The sequence below is a fragment of the Pseudomonas sp. CFBP13509 genome (genome assembly GCF_005233485.1).
GTDB lineage: Bacteria > Pseudomonadota > Gammaproteobacteria > Pseudomonadales > Pseudomonadaceae > Aquipseudomonas > Aquipseudomonas marginalis.
The window spans coordinates 74,187-94,493 of record NZ_QGAA01000001.1; the positions used below are offsets into that span (position 1 = coordinate 74,187).

At 62.2% G+C, this 20,307-nt stretch carries 24 protein-coding genes; 11 read left to right on the top strand and 13 right to left on the bottom strand.

Going from position 1 to position 20,307, the window contains the following annotated elements:
* Positions 1-53: 53 nt before the first annotated feature.
* The 3 genes from PspCFBP13509_RS00340 (at position 54) to PspCFBP13509_RS00350 (ending at position 3,339) form a co-directional block, all read left to right on the top strand.
* Positions 54-1,130: a DUF748 domain-containing protein gene (locus PspCFBP13509_RS00340; RefSeq protein ID WP_137211417.1), complete on the top strand. Its 1,077-nt coding sequence runs from the start codon at positions 54-56 to the stop codon at positions 1,128-1,130.
* Positions 1,131-1,315: 185 nt separating this feature from the next.
* Positions 1,316-2,161 carry an AAA family ATPase gene (locus PspCFBP13509_RS00345; RefSeq protein ID WP_027604257.1) on the top strand — a complete coding sequence of 282 codons (846 nt, stop codon included), beginning with the start codon at positions 1,316-1,318 and terminating at the stop codon, positions 2,159-2,161.
* A complete protein-coding gene (locus PspCFBP13509_RS00350) occupies positions 2,161-3,339 on the top strand; it encodes a vWA domain-containing protein (RefSeq protein ID WP_024074064.1) in 1,179 nt (392 codons plus the stop codon). The genes PspCFBP13509_RS00345 and PspCFBP13509_RS00350 overlap by 1 nt, the downstream gene beginning before the upstream one ends.
* Positions 3,340-3,502: 163 nt before the next feature.
* Here PspCFBP13509_RS00350 and PspCFBP13509_RS00355 read toward each other — a convergent pair whose 3' ends face one another.
* The 3 genes from PspCFBP13509_RS00355 to PspCFBP13509_RS00365 are packed head-to-tail and all read right to left on the bottom strand — an operon-like array spanning position 3,503 to position 5,849.
* Positions 3,503-4,411 carry a 5-oxoprolinase subunit C family protein gene (locus PspCFBP13509_RS00355; RefSeq protein ID WP_137211418.1) on the bottom strand — a complete coding sequence of 303 codons (909 nt, stop codon included), beginning with the start codon at positions 4,409-4,411 and terminating at the stop codon, positions 3,503-3,505.
* The gene (pxpB, locus tag PspCFBP13509_RS00360; RefSeq protein ID WP_137211419.1) at positions 4,408-5,112 is read right to left on the bottom strand and encodes a 5-oxoprolinase subunit PxpB; all 705 of its coding nucleotides are present in this window, start codon (positions 5,110-5,112) and stop codon (positions 4,408-4,410) included. The genes PspCFBP13509_RS00355 and pxpB overlap by 4 nt, the downstream gene beginning before the upstream one ends.
* Positions 5,109-5,849, bottom strand: coding sequence for a 5-oxoprolinase subunit PxpA (locus tag PspCFBP13509_RS00365; RefSeq protein ID WP_137211420.1), 741 nt, complete (start codon positions 5,847-5,849; stop codon positions 5,109-5,111). Before PspCFBP13509_RS00365 ends, pxpB begins: the two co-directional genes overlap by 4 nt.
* Before the next feature lie 174 nt (positions 5,850-6,023).
* Between PspCFBP13509_RS00365 and PspCFBP13509_RS00370 the strand changes: the two genes are divergently transcribed.
* The gene (locus PspCFBP13509_RS00370) at positions 6,024-6,938 is read left to right on the top strand and encodes a LysR family transcriptional regulator (protein WP_065928174.1); all 915 of its coding nucleotides are present in this window, start codon (positions 6,024-6,026) and stop codon (positions 6,936-6,938) included.
* 59 nt (positions 6,939-6,997) lie between these two features.
* Here PspCFBP13509_RS00370 and PspCFBP13509_RS00375 read toward each other — a convergent pair whose 3' ends face one another.
* From PspCFBP13509_RS00375 to PspCFBP13509_RS00385, 3 genes are read right to left on the bottom strand one after another with little or no spacing between them, the layout of a single operon-like run.
* The gene (locus PspCFBP13509_RS00375; protein WP_027604263.1) at positions 6,998-7,540 is read right to left on the bottom strand and encodes a DUF2937 family protein; all 543 of its coding nucleotides are present in this window, start codon (positions 7,538-7,540) and stop codon (positions 6,998-7,000) included.
* Positions 7,541-7,551: 11 nt separating this feature from the next.
* Positions 7,552-8,328: a class II glutamine amidotransferase gene (locus PspCFBP13509_RS00380; RefSeq protein ID WP_065928175.1), complete on the bottom strand. Its 777-nt coding sequence runs from the start codon at positions 8,326-8,328 to the stop codon at positions 7,552-7,554.
* A 30-nt stretch (positions 8,329-8,358) separates the two neighbouring features.
* On the bottom strand, positions 8,359-8,892 hold the full coding sequence (locus tag PspCFBP13509_RS00385; RefSeq protein ID WP_027604265.1) for a hypothetical protein: 534 nt from the start codon (positions 8,890-8,892) through the stop codon (positions 8,359-8,361).
* 24 nt (positions 8,893-8,916) lie between these two features.
* Between PspCFBP13509_RS00385 and PspCFBP13509_RS00390 the strand changes: the two genes are divergently transcribed.
* Both PspCFBP13509_RS00390 and PspCFBP13509_RS00395 read left to right on the top strand, forming a co-directional pair.
* A complete protein-coding gene (locus PspCFBP13509_RS00390) occupies positions 8,917-10,959 on the top strand; it encodes a S9 family peptidase (RefSeq protein ID WP_065928178.1) in 2,043 nt (680 codons plus the stop codon).
* A gap of 69 nt (positions 10,960-11,028) precedes the next feature.
* Positions 11,029-11,502: a cyclic nucleotide-binding domain-containing protein gene (locus PspCFBP13509_RS00395; RefSeq protein WP_027604267.1), complete on the top strand. Its 474-nt coding sequence runs from the start codon at positions 11,029-11,031 to the stop codon at positions 11,500-11,502.
* Here PspCFBP13509_RS00395 and PspCFBP13509_RS00400 read toward each other — a convergent pair.
* The gene (locus PspCFBP13509_RS00400; protein ID WP_137211421.1) at positions 11,499-11,777 is read right to left on the bottom strand and encodes a hypothetical protein; all 279 of its coding nucleotides are present in this window, start codon (positions 11,775-11,777) and stop codon (positions 11,499-11,501) included. The two genes, PspCFBP13509_RS00395 and PspCFBP13509_RS00400, sit on opposite strands and share 4 nt — an antisense overlap.
* A 78-nt stretch (positions 11,778-11,855) precedes the next feature.
* On the opposite strand from PspCFBP13509_RS00400, the gene PspCFBP13509_RS00405 reads away from it, so the two are divergent.
* Positions 11,856-12,542 (top strand): spermidine synthase, encoded by a 687-nt coding sequence (locus PspCFBP13509_RS00405; RefSeq protein WP_065928179.1) that lies wholly within the window; start codon positions 11,856-11,858, stop codon positions 12,540-12,542.
* Between the two features lie 40 nt (positions 12,543-12,582).
* Here PspCFBP13509_RS00405 and PspCFBP13509_RS00410 read toward each other — a convergent pair whose 3' ends face one another.
* Positions 12,583-13,503: a ParB/Srx family N-terminal domain-containing protein gene (locus tag PspCFBP13509_RS00410; RefSeq protein ID WP_137211422.1), complete on the bottom strand. Its 921-nt coding sequence runs from the start codon at positions 13,501-13,503 to the stop codon at positions 12,583-12,585.
* A gap of 106 nt (positions 13,504-13,609) precedes the next feature.
* Between PspCFBP13509_RS00410 and PspCFBP13509_RS00415 the strand changes: the two genes are divergently transcribed.
* The 3 genes from PspCFBP13509_RS00415 (at position 13,610) to PspCFBP13509_RS00425 (ending at position 15,038) form a co-directional block, all read left to right on the top strand.
* Positions 13,610-13,984 (top strand): YajD family HNH nuclease, encoded by a 375-nt coding sequence (locus tag PspCFBP13509_RS00415; RefSeq protein WP_003210675.1) that lies wholly within the window; start codon positions 13,610-13,612, stop codon positions 13,982-13,984.
* Positions 13,985-14,152: 168 nt separating this feature from the next.
* Positions 14,153-14,620, top strand: coding sequence for an RNA methyltransferase (locus PspCFBP13509_RS00420; RefSeq protein WP_065928181.1), 468 nt, complete (start codon positions 14,153-14,155; stop codon positions 14,618-14,620).
* A 67-nt stretch (positions 14,621-14,687) separates the two neighbouring features.
* Positions 14,688-15,038: a YgaP family membrane protein gene (locus PspCFBP13509_RS00425; protein ID WP_027604272.1), complete on the top strand. Its 351-nt coding sequence runs from the start codon at positions 14,688-14,690 to the stop codon at positions 15,036-15,038.
* 188 nt (positions 15,039-15,226) lie between these two features.
* Here the strand turns inward: PspCFBP13509_RS00425 and PspCFBP13509_RS00435 are convergent, their stop codons facing one another.
* Both PspCFBP13509_RS00435 and PspCFBP13509_RS00440 read right to left on the bottom strand, forming a co-directional pair.
* Entirely contained in the window at positions 15,227-16,447 is a 1,221-nt protein-coding gene (locus PspCFBP13509_RS00435; RefSeq protein ID WP_065947387.1) for a hypothetical protein, read from the bottom strand.
* A 13-nt stretch (positions 16,448-16,460) separates the two neighbouring features.
* On the bottom strand, positions 16,461-16,910 hold the full coding sequence (locus PspCFBP13509_RS00440) for a YcgN family cysteine cluster protein (RefSeq protein WP_137211423.1): 450 nt from the start codon (positions 16,908-16,910) through the stop codon (positions 16,461-16,463).
* A gap of 153 nt (positions 16,911-17,063) precedes the next feature.
* Between PspCFBP13509_RS00440 and PspCFBP13509_RS00445 the strand changes: the two genes are divergently transcribed.
* Positions 17,064-17,648, top strand: a complete 585-nt coding sequence (locus PspCFBP13509_RS00445; RefSeq protein WP_027604274.1) for a nitroreductase family protein — start codon at positions 17,064-17,066, stop codon at positions 17,646-17,648.
* Between the two features lie 127 nt (positions 17,649-17,775).
* Here the strand turns inward: PspCFBP13509_RS00445 and PspCFBP13509_RS00450 are convergent, their stop codons facing one another.
* The 3 genes from PspCFBP13509_RS00450 to rnd form a co-directional block, all read right to left on the bottom strand.
* On the bottom strand, positions 17,776-18,708 hold the full coding sequence (locus PspCFBP13509_RS00450) for a D-2-hydroxyacid dehydrogenase (RefSeq protein WP_027604275.1): 933 nt from the start codon (positions 18,706-18,708) through the stop codon (positions 17,776-17,778).
* Positions 18,709-18,815: 107 nt separating this feature from the next.
* On the bottom strand, positions 18,816-19,109 hold the full coding sequence (locus tag PspCFBP13509_RS00455; protein ID WP_027604276.1) for a YcgL domain-containing protein: 294 nt from the start codon (positions 19,107-19,109) through the stop codon (positions 18,816-18,818).
* Positions 19,106-20,239 carry a ribonuclease D gene (gene rnd / locus PspCFBP13509_RS00460; protein ID WP_065928184.1) on the bottom strand — a complete coding sequence of 378 codons (1,134 nt, stop codon included), beginning with the start codon at positions 20,237-20,239 and terminating at the stop codon, positions 19,106-19,108. Before rnd ends, PspCFBP13509_RS00455 begins: the two co-directional genes overlap by 4 nt.
* Positions 20,240-20,307: the final 68 nt, after the last annotated feature.

A 20,307-nucleotide genomic window follows, 5' to 3' on the forward strand; every position in this document is an offset into this window, starting at 1 on the left:
GTTGCACCTGCCGCAGGGGTCCACCGCACCAGTATGGACAGAGGACTCTCCCCATGAAACGTCGCTACAGCTGGCCACTATGGACCATTGCCGGATTGCTGGTGGTCCTGGTCGCCGTGAGCATCGCGCTCCCTTACCTGGTGCGTAACTACCTGAATGACAAGCTCGCCGACATGGGCGATTACCGCGGCCAGGTGACCGACGTGGACCTCGCGCTGTGGCGGGGTGCGTACCGGATCAACGGCCTGGAGATCGTCAAGGTCGACGGCAAGGTGCCCGTCCCGTTCGTCAAGGCGCCGCTGATCGACCTGGCGGTGAGCTGGCACTCTCTTTGGTACGACCACGCGGTGGTGGCCAAAGTGCTGTTTATCCAGCCCGAGGTTAACTTCGTCGACGGCGGCGCCAACAAACAAGCCTCCCAGACCGGTAAGGGTACCGACTGGCGCGAGCAGTTGAGTAAGTTGGCCCCCATCACCCTCGACGAAGTACGCATCGAAGACGGCAAGATCGCCTTCCACAACTTCAGCTCCAAGCCCGTGGTGAAGATCGACGCGACCGACGTCAACGCCAGCTTCTACAACCTGACCAATGTGGTCGACGTGAAAGGCCGGCGCGACGCGCGCTTCGACGGCAAGGCCCTGCTGCAAGGCCAGGCCCCGCTGGAAGCCACCGCCACCTTCGACCCGCTGAGCAATTTCGAGAACTTCGAGTTTCGCTTCCGCGCCAGGGACTTGCAGCTCAAGCGCATGAACAACTTCGCCGCCGCCTATGGCAAGTTCGACTTCAAGGCCGGCACCGGGGACGTGGTGATCGAAGCCCAGGCGGAAAAAGGTCAATTGACCGGGTACATCAAGCCGCTGCTGCGCGACGTGGAAGTCTTCGACTGGCAGCAGGACGTGGAGAACAAGGACAAGAACATCTTTCGTTCGATCTGGGAGGCCGTGGTGGGCGCCAGCGAGACCGTATTGAAGAACCAGGCAAAGAACCAGTTCGCCACCCGCGTGGAACTCAGTGGCAGCGTGCACCAGCAAAATGTCAGCGCGTTCTCCGCATTTTTGGCGATTTTGCGTAATGGTTTTATCCAGGCGTTCAATGCGCGCTATGAGCAGCCCAAGCCCAGCGCAGATTAAAATGTGGGAGGGGGCTTGCTCCCGATGGCAATGTTTCAGCCAACAGATTCATTGGCTGATCCGCCGTCATCGGGAGCAAGCCCCCTCCCACATTGGTCATTCAGAGACTGAATAACCCGTCTGCGTTCACAGTCGCCGGGGCCGCGCGGTATAGTCCGGGCATTGATGAATTCGAGGAATGACCGATGAAGTTCGAAGGCACCCAGGCCTACGTTGCCACTGATGACCTGAAACTGGCCGTCAACGCTGCCATCACCCTGGAGCGTCCGCTGCTGGTCAAGGGTGAGCCCGGCACCGGCAAGACCATGCTCGCCGAACAACTGGCCGAGTCCTTCGGCGCCAGGCTGATTACCTGGCACATCAAGTCCACTACCAAGGCCCACCAGGGCCTGTACGAGTACGACGCGGTCAGCCGCCTGCGCGACTCGCAACTGGGAGTGGACAAGGTGCACGACGTGCGCAACTACCTGAAGAAGGGCAAGCTCTGGGAAGCATTCGAGTCCGAGGAGCGGGTGATCCTGCTGATCGATGAAATCGACAAGGCCGACATCGAGTTCCCCAACGACCTGCTGCAAGAGCTCGACAAGATGGAGTTCTACGTCTACGAAATCGACGAGACCATCAAGGCCAGGAAGCGCCCGATCATCATCATTACCTCCAACAACGAAAAAGAGCTGCCGGACGCGTTCCTGCGCCGCTGCTTCTTCCACTACATCGCCTTCCCCGACCGCACCACCCTGCAAAAAATCGTCGACGTGCACTACCCGGACATCAAGAAGGAGCTGGTCAGCGAGGCGCTGGACGTGTTTTTCGACGTGCGCAAAGTCCCCGGCCTGAAGAAAAAACCGTCCACCTCCGAGCTGGTTGACTGGCTCAAGTTGCTGATGGCCGACAATATCGGCGAAGCGGTGCTGCGCGAGCGCGACCCCACCAAGGCCATCCCGCCTCTGGCCGGTGCCTTGGTCAAGAACGAGCAAGACGTGCAGTTGCTCGAACGCCTGGCATTCATGAGCCGTCGCGGTAATCGATAATGTTGCTCAACCTGTTCAATGAAATGCGCGCAGCCAAGGTCCCGGTGTCGGTGCGCGAGCTGCTCGACCTGATCAACGCGCTGAAACAGCGCGTGACCTTTGCCGACATGGACGAGTTCTACTACTTGGCCCGGGCGATCCTGGTCAAGGACGAACGGCATTTCGACAAGTTCGACCGCGCCTTCAGCGCCTACTTCAATGGCCTGGAAAAGCTCGACGATCACCTGCAGGCGCTGATCCCCGAAGACTGGCTGCGCAAGGAGTTCGAGCGCTCGCTGAGCGATGAAGAGCGCGCACAGATCCAGTCCCTGGGCGGCCTCGACAAGCTGATCGAGGCATTCAAGAAACGCCTGGAAGAACAGAAGGAACGCCACGCCGGCGGCAACAAATGGATCGGCACCGGCGGTACCAGCCCGTTTGGCTCCGGCGGCTACAACCCCGAAGGCATTCGCGTCGGCGACGCCGGCAAACGCCAGGGCAAGGCGGTAAAAGTCTGGGACCAGCGCGAATACAAGAACCTCGATGACCAGGTGGAACTGGGCACCCGCAATATCAAGATCGCCCTGCGCCGCCTGCGCAAGTTCGCCCGCCAGGGTGCGGCCGAAGAGTTGGACATCGACGGCACCATCGACCACACCGCTCGCGATGCCGGGCTGCTGAATATCCAAATGCGCCCGGAACGGCGCAACACCATCAAGCTGCTGTTGCTGTTCGATATCGGCGGCTCGATGGATGCCCACGTGAAGATCTGCGAAGAACTGTTCTCGGCCTGCAAGACCGAGTTCAAGCACCTGGAGTACTTCTACTTCCACAACTTCGTGTACGAGTCGGTGTGGAAGAACAACCAGCGCCGCACCTCCGAGCGCACCTCCACCCAGGACCTGCTGCACAAGTACGGTGCCGATTACAAAGTGATCTTTATCGGCGATGCGTCGATGGCGCCCTATGAAATCACCCAGGCCGGCGGCAGCGTCGAGCATTGGAATGAAGAGCCGGGGTATGTGTGGATGCAGCGCTTCATGGCCAAGTACAAGAAACTGATCTGGATTAACCCGTATCCCAAGGATACCTGGGGTTATACGGCCTCGACGGGGATTGTGCGGGAGTTGGTGGAGGATCAGATGTACCCGCTGACGTTGCGCGGGCTTGAGGAAGGGATGCGCTTCCTTTCGAAATAAACGCCGGTCCCCATAATGCAGGAGATCTCATGTGGGAGGGCGGTGCGACGATTCGACTTGCTCCCGATAACGGTGGTTCAGTCACTGATGTGTTGGCTGACACACTGCTATCGGGAGCAAGTCGAATCGTCGCACCGCCCCTCCCACATTTTAAATTGCGGTGTTATGTAAAGCGGCGCAAATACTCGACATGCTGCCGATGCGCCGTTTCCTGCACCACCGGCGCCAACCTCACCTTTTCTCCCGGCAAACACTGCGCCAGCCGCGCCAGCGCCAATGGCGTCAACGCCCCTAGACGCGGGTACCCGCCAATGGTCTGGCGATCATTGAGCAACACAATCGGCTGCCCATCCGGCGGCACTTGGATGCCACCCAACGGGATCCCTTCGGAAATCAGCGAGGGCCCCTGGTACTGCAACGGCGTACCGAGCAAGCGCATGCCCATACGGTCGGCGCGGCTGTCCAGGGCCCAGTCGGTGTTGAAGGCATCGAACAGGCTCTGGCCGCTGAACAGGCCAATTTGGGCGCCGACGATCACCTCCAGCGGCACCTTGGCCGGCAACGCCTGTTCGCTCAGCACTTTCATCGCACTGCCGGTACCGGAATAGGCCAAGCGCCCGCCTTCGGCCAAGGCCTTGCCGAAACCGTCCGGCCCGCCCAGCGCCTCACGTACCACCGTGGCGCAGCTGCCCAGCACATCCGGCGCATCAAACCCGCCGGGCGCCGCCAGGTAAGCCCGCGCGCCGCTGAACGGCTGGGTGAAGCGCAGGCGCTGGCCCTTTTGCAGGATAAAACTGCGCCCGGGGCTGAGGGCGCGCTCGTCGATATACGCGCCCAGATCCGCACCGGCCAACGCCAGCAGGCAATACTCCTCGGCCTGCACAGTAAAGCCGCCGAGGGTGATTTCCACCACCGGCGCGTCCAGCGCATTGCCCAGCAGCCAGTTGGCCCAGGACATCGACACCCAATCCAGCGCGCCGCCCTGGGTCACGCCCAGGTGACGCACGCCAAAACGACCGGCGTCCTGCAACAGGCACAGCGGCGTGCTGGCCTCGATGATCAAGCGGCTCATGCCTGCGCCTCCAACGGCGTGTCATCGCCACCCAGATTGATAAATTCGGCGTGGCTGACTGACTCAAAGCGTACCGTGTCGCCAGGCTGCATCAGGCTGTAGCCGTCGCGCTCGCGATCAAACAGCTTGGCCGGGGTACGGCCAATGAGATTCCAGCCACCGGGGGACACCACCGGATAGGCAGCGGTCTGTCGCTCGGCGATACCGACGCTGCCGGCCGCCACGCGCTGGCGCGGGGTGCTCAGGCGCGGTGTGGCGAGGATTTCATCCACCAGCCCCATAAAGGCAAAACCGGGGGCGAAGCCGAGGGCGAATACCTGGTATTCGTGGGCGCTGTGGCGGCGGATCACGTCGTCGACGGCCAGGCCACTGCGCTGGGCCAGCAATGTCAGTTCAGGGCCGACGCTCAGGTCGTACCACACCGGCAGCACATGGCATTGGCCGCTGCCCTGGGCCTGGGGTTGCAGGCCGGTCAGGGCCTGGTCGATCAATTCCCGCGCCTGGGCCGGGCTCAACGCCGTGAGGTCGTAATGCACCATCAAGGTGGTGTAGGACGGCACCAGATCCACCAAGGCTGCGCCAAAACCGCTGCGCAAGCGATGGGTGGCGGCGAGCATCCACGGCATATTGGCTTCGGCGATCACCTCGAACAGACGCACCATCAGGCAGTCGATCGCCACCACTTCAATCCGCGGCTTCATGCTGGCTTCAATGCCTCGCGGATACGCTTTACGGCGGCGACCGAGCTGGCATTGTCGCCATGCACGCACAGGGTATTGGCGCGCAATAGCAGCGGGCTGCCGTCGCTGGCGGTCAGGGGTTGGCCACGGGAAAGGGTCAAGGACTGTTGGACAATGACCTCTGGATCATGGTGCACCGCCCCCGGCAATTGACGTGAAACCAGATGGCCGTTGGCGTCGTAGGCACGGTCGGCAAAGGCCTCGAACCACAGGATCACCCCGTATTCGTCGCCCAGTGCCTGGGCCACGCTGTTGTCGCGGGTCGCCAACAGCATCAGCGGCAGGTCGCCATACGCAGCCACGGCCTCGATCACCGCACGCAGTTGCGCCGGGTTGGCCATCATGTCGTTGTACATCGCGCCATGGGGTTTGACGTAACTGACACGTCCGCCCTGGGCACGGCAGATGCCGTCGAGGGCGCCGATCTGGTAATGCAGCAGGTCCTGGATTTCCTGGGGGGTGTAGGCCATGGAGCGGCGGCCGAAGCCTTGCAGGTCCTGGTACGCCGGGTGTGCGCCCACCTGTACACCGTGCTTGAGGGCCAGGCTGACGGTCTTGCGCATGATGCTCGGATCGCCGGCATGAAAGCCGCAGGCCACGTTGGCGCAATCGATGAACGGCATCACCTCGGCGTCCAGACCCATGGTCCAGTTGCCAAAGCTCTCGCCGATGTCGCAATTCAATAGCAGACGGCTCACGGTGGTTGCTCCTGTAGGCTTTGTTTTTTGTAGTGTGGGATTTTTTACGCAGAACTCGCAACTTGTCCTGATACCCCAACGGCGCTTATCGTGGAATAGCCTGATTTTTGGCGTTTGCCCGGTGCGGCGTCCAACTAATAAAAACCGATCCATGCATAAGAAAAAGTTGATCCCATGAATTTGAAGTTCCTCGAAACCTTCGTCTGGGTGGCCAAGCTCAAGAGCTTCCGCCTGACTGCGGAGAAGCTGTTCACCACCCAGGCCTCGATTTCCAGCCGCATCGCCGTGCTGGAAAGCGAGCTGGGGGTAAAGCTGTTCCTGCGCGACTCCCGGGGCGTCAGCCTGACCCCGGAAGGCTTGAAGGTGCTCGATTACGCCGAGCAGATGATGGTGACCATGCAGGGCCTGAAACAGTCCCTGGAAACCACCAGCAGCAAGGTCGGGCGCATTCGCATCGGTGCGATGGACACGGTGATCCATACCTGGCTCAGCCCGTTGGTGGCGGAACTGATGGATCATTTCCCCCTGGTGGAAATCGAATTGATCGCCGACACCGCGCTTAACCTCAGCGATCAGCTGCAAAAAGGCTTTCTCGACCTGATCCTGCAAACCGACCTGCTGCGCCTGGAAACCGTGCGCAGCCTGGAGCTGGCCAGCCACCCCATGGCCTGGATCGTCGCCAGCCAGTCGATCTACAACCGCGACTACGCCTCCCTCGCCGAACTGGCCCAGGAGCGCATCATCACCTACTCGAAAAACTCCCACCCGCACCAGGACGTCATCAGCCTGATGCAGGCCAACGGCGTGGCCGCGCCACGGATGAACTGCGTGAACTCGGTGTCGGCGATTACCCGGTTGTTGCGCGATGGCTTCGGGATTGGTGCGTTGCCGCCGGTGCTGGTCAGGGAAGAACTGGCGCGGGGCGAATTGGTGATGTTGCCGATGGCGCAGAAACTGCCGAACCTGCAGGTGGTGGTGTCGTGGCGCGTGGGGGTGGAATTGGTGGAGGAGATCGTGGGGTTGTGCCAACAGGTCGTTGCCCGCTATGCCGAGGAAGTCGGCGAAGAGCGGATGGTGCTGAGCAACTGAATAAACCGGTACAAATGTGGGAGGAGGCAAGCCCCTCCCACATTAGGCCGAGGTGTGGGTTAGAGACCTTTCAGGTCCCGCTCTTCGATTGGCCGGCTCTGGCGCAAGCGCTTGCCACCCAGCACCACCCAGTCGATCAGGCGGAACAGACACTCCAGGCCAAACGACAGCAGCATCGCCCCGCCCAGGCCCCAGCCCATGGCTTCGGGGGTCAGCAGGATCTGGTAGCTGTAGCCGTTCCAGGTCTCCAGGCGGATATCCGGGTCGGCGGCCACCGCCACTTGCAGGGCACGGATGTACCACGGGCCTTGCATGGCCTGGAATTGCTTGTCCAACGCCACCTGGCGGTCAAGCATGGCGCCCAGGCTGTTGGCGTCGCTCTGGAACACCGGGTCGTCGCTGGCGCGGTAATGCGCCACCAAGGCCTTCAAGTCACCGTTGAAGAACTGTCGTGCGGTGGTTTCAAACCCGCTCAGACCGGTCTGCGCCTCGATCAGGTGGGCTTCGACGCGCTTGGCGTAGTCGTTGATAAACCCCGGCACTTGCACGCCGACCAACAGGCCAATGGCAAACAGCACCAACCGCAGATAGCTGAGCAACATGGTCGATATCCTTACTCGGTAACGCCCTGGCTGACGCATTCACCGCGTCGCCACAGGCTCCATTGGCCCGGTTCGTAGCGGGTCCAGTTTTCGTTGTCGGTCAACGGCTCGGTGGCGATCACCGTCACCACATCGTTGGGGGTGGTTTCGGCCTGAAAATCGACGATCACGTCGACATCCTTCAGGCGCGCCGGACCAAACGGCGCACGCCGGGTGATCTGCGCCAGTTTGGTCGAGCAATAGCAAAACAGCCAGTCACCGTCGCTGAGCAGGCAGTTGAACACACCTTTGCTGCGGTATTCGGCGCAGGCGGCGATCAGGTCCGGCAGCATCTGTTCGATGTCCACCGGCTCGGGGAAGGCCTCGCGCACGCGGTTGAGCAGGTCGCAGAAGGCCGCTTCGCTGTCGGTATCGCCGACTGGCCGATAGAACGTGGCGCGGGGGTGGAAGTCTGCCAACTGGCCGTTGTGGGCGAAACACCAGTTGCGGCCCCACAGTTCGCGCACGAACGGGTGGGTGTTGGCCAGGCTCACCTTGCCGACGTTGGCCTGGCGGATATGGCCGATCACCACTTCACTCTTGATGGGGTAACGCTGCACCAGCAGGGCGACTTCCGACTCACTGCTGGCGGCCGGGTCCTGGAACAGGCGCAGGCCACGACCTTCGTAGAAGGCGATGCCCCAACCGTCGCGGTGGGGGCCCGTACGTCCACCGCGCTGCATCAGCCCGGTAAAGCTGAACACGATATCGGTGGGGACGTTGGCACTCATGCCCAATAATTCACACATGCCAGGGCTCTCGCTGCAGGGCGGACAACGTTAAAGGCGCGGTTCGACCCGCATACCGCTCACCGGTGCAGGACGACGGAACGGCTCATCGTCTTCATCCACAGGCTCGGCGGCCAAGGCGGCGTCGGTGGCGGCCTTGCGCTCACGGCGGGCGTTGGCGGCGCGCTCGATGGGCCAGCGGATCAGCACAAACACGAGGTACACACCAAAGGCGATCAGGGTGTACATGAACAAATCGGAAATCGCCCGCCAGGCGTTATTGCCGACCTTGAGCACCAGGTCCAGGGCCGTGATGGCCACGGCCGGCGCGAACTGAGTCTTGACCGGGTCGACGATGGTCGGGCTCAACAACAGCACGGCCATCAGCAATTGCAGCGGTTCGCGCAGCCAGCGCCAGATCCAGCGGGTCATGCGCCACCACACCAACAGGCAGCCCAAGGCAGCGAAGGCGTAAAGGCCCCAAGCGGTCAGATAGTCGTTCTCGGTCATGGTGTCCATGGCAAGGTAGGCAAACAGGCGGCTATGATAACGGCTTTTGCGTGTCGCGGCTGCAATGCCTGCCACCTTCCGCCAGACAGAGAGTGCTCCATGCCTTCATCGACCGCCCCGATTGCCCGTAAAGCCCCAGGCCAGGACCCGTACGCCTGGCTGCAAGAGCGCGACAGCGTTGAAGTCCTTGATTACCTGAAGGCCGAAAATGCCTTCCAGGAAGCCCAGCTCGCCGACCAGCAGGCCCTGCGCGAAACCCTGTTCGAGGAGATCAAGGGCCGCATCCTCGAAACCGACCTGTCCCTGCCCTCTCCCTGGGGCCCGTATCTGTATTACACGCGCACCACCGCCGGTGACGAATACGCCCGCCACTACCGCTGCCGCCGCCCGGCCGACGACGGCAACCAGGTGGACGACAGCAGCGAAGAGCTGTTGCTGGACCCGAACGTGCTGGCCAACGGCGGCTTCTTTTCCCTCGGCGCATTCAGCATCAGCCCCGATCACCAGCGCCTGGCCTACAGCCTCGATACCAGTGGCGAAGAGATCTATACCCTGTTCGTGAAGGAATTGGCCACCGACAAAGTCAGCGAACTGGCGTTCGAGAACTGCGACGGCAGCATGACCTGGGCCAATGACAGCCTGACCCTGTTCTTCGGCGAGCTGGACGACACCCACCGCCCGCACAAGCTGTATCGCTACCGCCTGGATGGCACGGCGGCGCAGGAAGTGTTCCATGAGCCCGACGGGCGTTTCTTCCTGCACTGCTACCGCTCCAGCTCCGAGCGCCAGTTGCTGCTCTCGCTCGGCAGCAAGACCACCAGCGAGGTCTGGGCGCTGGATGCCGACCAGCCGCACCTGGACTTCACCTGCCTGGCGCCACGGGTCGAGGACCATGAATACGATGTCGACCACGGCCAACTGAATGGCGCGTGGACCTGGTTTATCCGTAGCAACCGTGATGGCATCAACTACGCCCTGTTTGTGGCGACCGACATTGGCGACGTGCCAACCGAGGATGAGTGGCAGAACCTGATCCCCCACAGCGATGACGTGATGCTCGACGGCGTCAGCCTGAACACCGGTGCCATGACCCTGAGCCTGCGCATCGGCGGCCTGCCGGTGATCGAAGTACACCCCCAGGGCTTGCCGCCGTATCGCGTGGAGTTGCCCGATGCCGCCTACAGCCTCTACGTGCAAAACAGCCTGGAATTCGTCAGCGACAAGATCCGCCTGCGCTATGAAGCCCTGAACCGCCCGGCCCAGGTGCGCCAGCTGGAACTGGCCAGCGGCGCGCAACAGGTGCTCAAGGAAACCCCGGTACTCGGCGTGTTCAATGCCGATGACTACGTCAGCCAGCGCCTGTGGGCCACCTCCGCCGATGGCACCCAGGTGCCGATCAGCCTGGTGGTCAAGCGCGACCAGCTCGGCAAGCCAACACCGTTGTACCTGTATGGCTACGGCGCCTATGGCTCAAGCCTCGACCCGTGGTTCTCACATGCACGCCTGAGCCTGCTGGACCGTGGCGTGGCCTTCGCCATTGCGCATGTGCGCGGCGGTGGCGAACTGGGTGAAGCCTGGTATCGCAATGGCAAGCAGGAACACAAGCAGAACACCTTCAGCGACTTTATCGCGTGTGCCGAACACCTGATCGCCGAGGGCCTGACCACCTCCAGGCAACTGGTCATCAGCGGCGGCAGTGCCGGCGGCCTGTTGATCGGCGCGGTGCTCAACCAGCGTCCGGAGTTGTTCCAGGCGGCGATTGCCGAAGTGCCGTTTGTCGACGTACTCAACACCATGCTCGACCCGGAATTGCCGCTGACCATCACCGAGTACGACGAGTGGGGCAACCCCGAAGAGCCCGCGGTGTATGAACGCATCAAGGCCTACGCGCCGTACGAAAACGTCAGCGCCCAGGCCTACCCGGCCACCCTGGTGATCGCCGGCTACAACGACAGCCGCGTGCAGTACTGGGAAGCGGCCAAGTGGGTGGCCAAGTTGCGCGCAACCAAGACGGACGACAACCTGCTGTTGCTCAAGACCGAACTGGGTGCCGGCCACGGCGGGATGAGCGGTCGCTACCAGGGATTACGTGACGTAGCACTCGAATATGCATTTGTGTTCAAGGCGCTGGGGCTGGTTTAAGGAACTTAGCGGGGCGGTCCTGTCTGAACATTCAGACCGCCTCCTGATTGATGGACCAAGATTGCAGCCATGGCACTCCCGACTTTAATGAATACCGAAATCCGCGACATGCTCATGGACTGCGGCCTGTTCGACCCGTTGTTGCCGGAAGACTTTTACGTCGCCGCCGGCTACTTCAATATCAGCAGCATTGCCGAGGGCGAGGTGATTTTCCTCGAGGGCGATGCCGGCACCTTCATGTGCATCATCCACAGCGGCCAGGTGGCGGTGCAGAAAACCAACCACACCGGCCAGCGCCTGACCATCGCCACCCTGCGCAGCGGCCGGGCCTTTGGGGAGATGGCCGTGCTTGACGGCGAGCGACGCTCCGCCAGTTGCGTGGCCGCCAGCGACTGCGTGTTGTTGAACCTGGGCAAGGACGCCCTGGAAAAGATGCTCAATGAAACGCCGCGTGTGGCGGCGAAGATCATCCGCGCAATCGCCATCGCGTTGTCCAAGCGCCTGCGCATGGCCGATGGGCAATTACTCTCCCAACAGTTTTAACCGTCGGGCGTCTTCGGCTTGCTGTCGTTCTGCTGCAGGCCAGGCACCGTCTGGTCCTTCGGCGGCGTCGGCAATACGATGGGCACCAACGGCGGTGAACCGTTCGTCTTCGGCACGGCCGGCGGGGTGATCTGCGGATACAGCGTCGGCGTTGGCGTGCCCGGTGCGCCGGGGCTAGGTGCCGGCGCCACCGGTACGGTTTGCAACTCCTGAGCCTGCGCCGCACCCAATGCGAGCGCGCTCAACACAATGACCGTTAGAATGCTGCACTTCATCGATGGCTCCATGGCCTGACCGGAATGTCGTAAGGCTACTCCCAACCGCGCAAGAATGCCCTTCCCAATGAGATTTCCATGAAACGTTTCGTTCTGCTGGACACCACCCCGATCCCCGACAACGGCGGTGCCTTGTGCCTGTTCGAATACGGTGAAGACTTTGTCATCAAGATCCAGGGCGGTGACGGCGGCCAGTTGATGAACACGCGCATGCACGGCTCCGAAGACGCGCTGGCGCAAATCCCTTGCCGCAAGGTCGCGGGGCGCCCGGGCTCACGGGTATTGATCGGTGGGTTGGGCATGGGCTTTACCCTGGCGTCGGCGCTCAAGCACCTGGGCAAGAGCGCCGAAGTGGTGGTGGCGGAACTGGTGCCCGGTGTCGTGGAATGGAACCGGGGGCCACTGGGGGAAAAGTCCGGCCGCCCACTGCTGGACCCGCGCACGGTGATCCGCATGGAAGACGTGGCCAAGGTGCTGCAGGCCGAGCCCCAGGGCTTTGACGCGATCATGCTCGACGTCGACAACGGCCCCGAAGGCCTGACGCAGAAGGCCAACAGCTGGCTCTATTCCGCCGGTGGCCTGGCTGCCTGCGCCAAGGCCTTGCGGCCCAAGGGCGTGCTGGCGGTGTGGTCCGCCAGCGCCGACAAACTGTTCAGCGACAAACTGCGCAAGGCCGGTTTCAAGGCCGAGGAAGTGCAGGTGTTTGCACATGGCAACAAGGGCACCCGGCATACCATCTGGATAGCGGAGAAGCTCAAGGGCTGAGCACGCTTCCCAAGACGCCCCTCCCACATGTTGAGCCCTGTCAGTTGTGGGATTTGCGGTAGTCGATCACGTACGGCACTTTTTTGTCGAAGGTCTTCTCCAGCTCATCGCGGTCCAGCCGGGTCATGCCGCCCAGTTGATGGGCGGTAAAACCGCTGTCACCCACCTGTGAGCCCGGCGCCAGGCTGACCATGCGCTTGGCGACCGCTTCGATAGCATCCTTGTAGCCGCCTTTCTTGTTCAGGTTGTACTGGCCCAGATCAATCTGCGTGCGCAGCCAGTTACCCCAATAGAACTCCAGGAACTCCGGGGCGATCTGCCCGTCATTCGGCTTGCCATAGGCGGCCTTGCGGGTGAAGTACACCAGGCTGCGGAAGGTGTCGTCCTGCAGGTTCTTGAAGCCCAGGTGTGCCGGCAGTTGTTCCGGCGGCAGGGCCTGGCCCTGGTTGTCCTTGAGCCAGACCTTGCGGGCCGCTTCCATGCGCTGCCAGAAGCTCGCCAAGTTCGGGCTGTTGCTGAAGTCGTCGGTGACCTTGACCCACATCTTCAAGCGCGGGCCGCCGCCGGGCACTTCCCACAAGGTGGTGAAACTGTGGTGACCGTCGGTCAGGTACAGCTGGCCGGCAGGGCCGACCACCACGGTTTTCATGTCCTCGGGATGGGTGCCCACCGGGTCCTTGCAGGTGAAGCTGTCGGGCTGGTGCAGGTCAGCCTTGTCGGGCACTTTGCCGGCCTCACCCTGGCCGTTGGTTTCGCAGTATTCATCGAAGACCTTGGCGGGTTTGTCGGCGAACAGGCCCAGGCTGTAGTAGATCTGGTCGAAGCCCACCACCGCCTGGGTCGGATGCAACTGTTCAAGGGCAACCTCGATCACCTGCCCGGGCTTGGGCGTCGAGAACGCCTGGGCCTGAAGGGTAACGACACACAGCAGCAGTGCAACAGTCCATGAAAGCAGACGCATGTTTTTCAGATCCTTATGAGTAAAGTAAATCGATCCCAGCAGTCATTTGCGACGCAAGCGGCTAGAATCAACGCTATCCGTGACCACCAAACAGCCAGGAGCCATGATGAGCTCGACCAACCCGCCCTCCCACACCGCCAAGCTGGACCGCATCCTTGCCGATGCCCAGCGCGACCGGGAAATGGGCTACCGCGACAAAGCCCTGAAGATGTACCCCCACGTGTGCGGCCGCTGCGCCCGTGAGTTCGCCGGCAAGCGCTTGAGCGAACTCACCGTACACCACCGTAACCACAATCATGATGACAATCCCCAGGACGGCTCGAACTGGGAGTTGCTGTGCCTGTACTGCCACGACAACGAACACTCGCGCTACACCGACCAGCAGTACTTCGGCGAAGGCTCCACCAGCAGCCCGACGATCGCCAAGGCCACGCATAACCCGTTTGCGGCGTTGGCGGGGTTGATGAAGAAAGACGACTGAAGAGTGTCGTCGCCTGTCCTGGCCTCATCGGGAGCAAGCCCCCTCCCACATTTTGAGTTGTGAACACTTTCAAATGTGGGAGGGGGCTTGCTCCCGATAGCGTTAGCCCAAGCAATACACCGCCTTGAGGCCGTATAATCGCCGCTTTTCTCCAAGGCACCCTTCCCCGTGGCCAATAAACGCTACAGCTGCATCGGTCTGTATAACCCCAAATCCCCCGAAAACGTTGGCTCGGTCATGCGTGCCGCCGGCTGCTACGGCGTGGCCTCGGTGTTCTACACCGGCGTGCGCTACGAGCGCGCCCGGGACTTCATCACCGACACCAAGAAGGTCCACCACGATATTCCGCTGATCGGCATCGATGACCTGAAGAAGATCCTGCCCCTGGGCTGCATCCCGGTCGCCGTGGAGCTGGTGGACGGTGCCCGCCCGCTGCCCGAATACACTCACCCCGACCGCGCGCTGTACATCTTCGGCCCTGAAGACGGGTCGCTGGATAAAGACATCCGCGATTGGTGCGAAGACGTCGTGTACATCCCCACTACCGGCTGCATGAACCTGGCCGCCACCGTCAACGTGGTGCTCTACGACCGAATGGCCAAGGGCAACAACACCCGTTCGGGCCCCAAGTACTGATCTTTTGGGAACATCCGGCGCCTGCGCGCAGTCAGCTGCATACACTTGACCTTGTTGGAGACAGATCATGAGCGACAGCACAACCTTGCGACCTATCATCGAACACACCCCCTTCCAGAATCAGCCCACCCAGAACGTGCACGGCTGGGAACGTATCGGCTCAGTGGCCGGTGGCGTGATGATGGTGGGCAAAGGCCTGCGCCGTGGCGGGATTTTCGGCCTGATTCAGGTGGCGATCGGCGGCGTGGCACTGGCGCGCGGGTTTACCGGGCACAGTGCGCTTAAAGACAAGCTGGAACAGGGCCGCCAGGAAATGAACAGCGTACGCACGAAGATCGAGCGTGCCGGTGCAGAGCTGAAAAACCTGAAGACCAAGGCGGAAGTGGCGGCTGAGAAGGCCGTTAAGACCACTGGTTAGATTCAAATGTGGGAGGGGGCAAGTCCTAATGCCATCATGTAGGAGCGAGCTTGCTCGCGAAAAACTCACAGGCGCCGCGTTCATTCAGGAAGCACGCGTTATCGTTGACGTTTTTCGCGAGCAAGCTCGCTCCTACATGGCATTAGAGCTTGCCCCCTCCCACATTTTGTTTTGTGTATGGCGAAGACTCAGCGCAGCAGCTTGCTGTCCAGTACCACCGACGATTCCCCAATGATGCTCTCGGCCAACTGCACAAACTCCGCAGTAGTGATGCTGTTGGCGCGCATCACCGCCTGCGCGAGGTCATCCAGGGAGCGCTTGTTGTGAGTCTTTACGCGGATCTCGCGATCCAGCTCCTGCAACACCACCACCGCCCGTGACACCGTCGCACCGCTGACGTGGTCGCCGCGCAGGCTGGTCACGTCCTTGCCTTCCTTGGCCAAGCGCGCCTGTATCGCCTGATAGCGCTCATCGGTCACCCCGCCGGCACGGCGCACCAGCTCAATGGCGTAGTACTCCGCCAGCCCCTCGCTGATCCAGTCGCTGGTGTCGTGGTCGTTGAAGCGGCCAATCGCCTGCACCACTTCACGGATCAACGGGCTGCTGCCGTTCTCGCTGACCAGCGGCGTGCGGCTGTTGAGGTAGATCGAGTCGCGCGCCGAGACCGCACCACGGCGCATCGGATCGCTGGCGCCCACCACCAGCAGCTTGGCCGGATGACGTGGGAACGCCGCTTCCACCTGCGGCCAGACAAAGGTCAGCAGTGTCAGCACATCCATCCGCCGCATGGCTTGCCCCTTGGGCGAGGCGATGGTCACTTCGGTCTCGCCCAGGCGCACGCGGCGGCTGCCCAGGGTGCCGGCGAGCATCCAGCCGGTGGGCCGGTCAAACAGGCGCGAGACGTTGTCGATGCGGAACTTGTTCTTGCCGATGCGCGGCCAGGCGGTTTCGATGCTTTTCCAGCCGGCCGGCAGTTCGAACACCAGGCGCGAGACCAGTTCGACGCCGTCCTGCTGGTCGAGGCGTGCGGGCGGCACCAGGTCTTCGCCGCGAAACAGCGCCCAGCTCGGGGTCATCCGAGCTTCGTAAATACCCGGTTTGCGCGCGTGGCTCAGGCGCACCCGATAGGTCAGGCTGGCCTTGTTGGCGCTGGGTTGCCACAGGCCACGGTGGTCATTGACACTCCACTGGCCATCGGCCTTGAAGTCGCTGTAGTCGCCGGCGCGGCCCAAGTCGAAGTTCAGGCTGCGCACCGCCGAACCCTGGGACAGGCTCACCCGCACCTCGGCCTGATCGTCCTGGGGCAGCAGCTTGACGTGATAATCCAGGTCGACTTTCTTCGCGCACCACGCAGGCATGCTCAACGCCAGCAACACCAGGCTTGCCGCCAGCTTGGTTCCCGCCCTCATACACACTCCTTGTTCAGCCCGCGCGGAAGATCAGGTAATCCTCCCAGTCGTCCTCGGGCACGCTGCCTTCGCTGAGCATGCGCCCGGACTGGGAAATGCGTTCGTGGTGCACGGCATCGCGGTCGCCGCAGACCAGGTGGTGCCACAACGGCAGGTCCTTGCGCTCGCTGACCAGGCGGTAGCCGCAGGTGGGCGGCAGCCATTTGAACTGGTCGGCCTGGCCCGGGGTGAGCTGGATGCAGTCGGGTACCGAGGCACGGCGGTTGGAGTAGTCGGTGCACTGGCAGGTTTTCAGGTCCAGCAGCTTGCAGGCGATGCGCGTGTAATAGACGCTGTTATCGTCTTCATCCTCAAGCTTTTGCAGGCAGCACAGGCCACAGCCGTCGCACAACGACTCCCACTCCTCCTGGTCGAGGTGTTCAAGGGTTTTGCGTATCCAGAAAGGTTCGACTTTGGCGGCCATGGCTCTACATCGGTATCGGTAGGTGAAAAGGCCGCCAGTCTAGTGCCCAAGGCCCCTGGGGCCAAGCGCTTACGACTGTCGGTATGACAAGACTTGTCAGTCTAGCGGGGGCGCAGTAGCTTTGAGCGCCGAATTGACGATCAGGAGCTGCCCATGACACGCGTTGCCGATTACCCGATCCATACCCAGTTCACCGAACGCTGGTCGCCCCGTGCCTTTACCGGCGAGAGCATCCCGCAGGAAACCCTGCTGAGCTTCTTCGAAGCCGCACGCTGGGCACCGTCGGCCTACAACTCGCAGCCTTGGCGTTTTCTCTACGCACGCCGTGATACGCCGGACTGGGAGCGCTTCCTGGGCCTGCTGAATGAATTCAATCGTGGTTGGGCACAGCATGCGTCGGCCCTGGTGATCATTGCCTCGAAAACCGACTTCATCGCCCCCGGTGCCACGGAAGAAACCCCGGCACTCTGGCACACCTTCGACACCGGCTCGGCCTGGGGCCACCTGGCGCTGCAAGCCAGCCTCAGCGGCTGGCACACCCACGGCATGGCCGGCTTCGATCAGGAGCTGACGCGCAAGGAGCTGAAGATTCCACAGGGTTATGCGCTGCATGCCGCCGTTGCGGTGGGCAAGCTGGGCGACAAATCGACCTTGCCGGAGTACCTGCAAGGCCGTGAAGCGCCAAGCCCGCGCAAGCCGCTGAGCGAGCTGGTGTCAGAAGGTGATTTCAGCCTCTGAAACTGACGCAATCTCAAAATGTGGGAGGGGGCTTGCCCCCGATAGCGGTGGTTCAGTCAATAGATACAGTGACTGACACTCTGCTATCGGGAGCAAGCCCCCTCCCACACTTTCTCCCCGCACCGCCTCAGTAACCGCGCTCGAAATCCACTTCCCCGCGCAAGGCTTGCTTGGCCTTGTACGCGCGCAGGTTTTCCAGGAACAACTCCACCATCATCGGCGGCGAGGTCGGTGCGGAGCTGTGCCCGGTCAACAGAAGGCCCCAGGCGGTCCAGAACGGGTGGCGCTGCGGCAACGGTTCCTGGCGGCACACGTCGATCACCGCGCCGGCCAGGTGCCCTTCTTTCAGGGCCTCGACCAGATCGGCATCCACCACCGCCACACCGCGCCCGACGTTGATGAACAAACCGGTCGGCTTGAACTGCTTGAACAGCGCTGCGTCGTACAGGTCATGGGTGTTCGGTGTGTTGGGCAGCAGGTTGATCACGTAGTCCACCTCCCCCACCAACCGGCCCAGTTGGTCGAGCCCGGCCACTTCGATAAACGGCGCTTGTTCCCGCGCAGTGCTGGCGATGCCGTACAGCTTGACGCCGAACGGCACGAGAAACTCGGCGACACGCTGGCCGATGTCACCGGTACCCACGATCAATGCCTTGCGCCCCGCCAGGCTCTGGCCGGTGCGGCTGTCCCACTTGCGCTCGACCTGGCTGACCAGTCGCGCCAGTACTTCGCGCTCGTGGCCCAGCATGTAGGTGAGGACAAATTCGGCCATGACCTGGCCAAAAATACCGACGGCGCGGGTCAGGCGATAGTCGCGGGGCAAGCCTTCGGCCAGCAGCGGCGTAATGCCGGCCCAGGTCGATTGCAGCCACTGCGGCTGGTGTCCCTGGCGCAACAGCGTCGCCAACAGGTCCGGCTGGCCCAGCCATACCGGGCAATCGGCGGCCAGGCGCGACAGCTCGGCCGAGTCGCCGCTGGTGAGCACCTCCAGGTCCGGCGCCGCGTCATTGAGCAATTGGGCGTAGAGCGGGTGATCCTGTTCAGCAATCAGAACACGCATGGTTCAAACCTTTCAAAAACAGTGCAGACGGCCGCCCGCTTCCCTACGGCCACCGCCCACTAATACGATTCCATTGAAACCTGTGCCCCGGGCGAGGCACTGCCCGATCACATCGGGTCGTTGCGACGCAGCAGCTCTTCGGGCAGGTGCTCGATGTACTCGTCCTCGGCCGGCGGCATTTGCAGGTGATAGCCCTGCTTGTCGAGGTTTTCCAGCACCACGATGATGTCTTCGCGGGACAACTTGCGCTCCGGCGTCAGCACCATGTCGAAGGCGTGGTGCGGTTTGCCGAACGCCGCCATCAAGGGCTCCGGCACGCGCTCCAGGGCGTCGCTTTTGAGCACGTAGAGGTACATGCCGTCTTTTTTCAGGCTGCGATAGATCGAGCAAATACGTTTCAAGGCTGTTCTCCGGCAGGGGCCAGGCTGTCGAGCAGCGCCTGACCCATCAACTCGCGGCGCCAGCCACGCAGCGAGTCTGGCAATTGGTAAGGCCCATCGGGGAAGCCACTTTTAACCAGGGCTTCGAGGGTTTTCTTGCGCAGCATCAGTTCCGGCGCCATCTCCAGGCGCTCGGCGAATGTCTGGCCGAGGGCGCGCAGTTGCTTGATCAACGTGGCGGCGTCCACCGGCAGCGGTTCGGCCACGGCCGGCGGCCACTGGTCCATGGACACGCTGCCGGCACGCTTGATCAGGTCCAACAGGAACTGGCCATCCTGGCGCACGGTACGCGGGTGCATGTCTTCGATCTTGCCCAGGGCGGCGAGGTTGTCCGGCTGGGACTTGGCCAGGGGCCACAGCGAGTGTTCGCGAATGATGCGGTTGCGCGGCAGGTCGCGGGCGCGGGCCTGTTGCTCGCGCCAGGCGCAGAGTTCACGCAATACGGCAAGCTGGGCACGGGAGAGTTTCCACGCCAGCTTGGCGTCACGGTAGACCTCGTACGGGTCGACTTCGCGGCGCAGGTTGGCAACCAGTTCGGCACCGTCTTCCAGGACCCAGGCGTATTTATCATCCGACAAGCGCGGGCGCAGGCGAATGTAGACCTCGGCCAGGTGCACGGCGTCTTCGGCGGCGTAGCTCACCTGGGTCTCGGACAATGGCCGCTGCAGCCAGTCCGAACGGGTCTCGCCCTTGGGCAACTCGATATCGAGCACGGCTTGCACCAGGCGCGAGTAGCCCATGGAGAAGCCGAGGTTCAGGTAGGCGGCGGCCAATTGGGTATCGAACAACGGCACCGGCAGGCTGCCGGTCAGGCGCAGCAACACCTCAAGGTCTTCGCTGCATGCGTGCACCACCTTGATCACCGCCGGGTTCTCCAGCAACGCGGCCAGGGGTTGCCAGTTGTCGATGGTCAGGGGATCGATCAGGTAAGCGCGTACGCCATCACCGATCTGGATCAGCCCGGCAATGGGATAAAAGGTGTCGACCCGCATGAATTCGGTGTCGAGGGCGACGAATGGCAACTGCTGCCATTCGGCGCAATGCTGGCCGAGGCTATCGTTGTCGCAGATCCAGTGAATATCGATGGCCACACGGCTCTCCCTTGAAGAATGGCGCGCAGTATATATCGCGAACGGGGCTAGCGAGCATCCGCAGTGCA